Origin of the sequence: Micrococcus sp. GbtcB5 (assembly GCF_019091605.1) — a bacterium.
Classification (GTDB): domain Bacteria; phylum Actinomycetota; class Actinomycetes; order Actinomycetales; family Micrococcaceae; genus Micrococcus; species Micrococcus luteus.
In genome coordinates, this window is the sequence record NZ_JAGXJK010000490.1 from 1 (window position 1) to 235 (window position 235).

The following is a 235-nucleotide window of genomic DNA, read 5'->3' on the forward strand; positions in this document are numbered from 1 at the left end:
TCCTCGGCGATGCGCGCCTGCACCGCGTTGACGACGTCCATGATCACGCCGCCCTTCATCATGCCCGCCAGGCCGCGCTTGACGCGGGTCGTGCCGGTGCCGCGGGCGCCGTCGACGGCGGCGGAGGCGGTGGAGGCGGAGAAGCTGCGGGCGCGCTCGTCGCTCATGGGGGTCCTTCCGAAGGAGTGGCGGACCCCGCCGCGGGGGGCCGGGCCGGGGGTGAGGACCGGGGAAA

The 235-nt window shown here is 75.7% G+C and carries 1 pseudogene; it reads right to left on the minus strand.

The window, feature by feature from the left end:
• A pseudogene (locus tag KVS67_RS13215) lies at positions 1-167 on the minus strand (pyridoxal 5'-phosphate synthase lyase subunit PdxS); the annotation flags it as partial.
• Between the last annotated feature and the right edge of the window lie 68 nt (positions 168-235).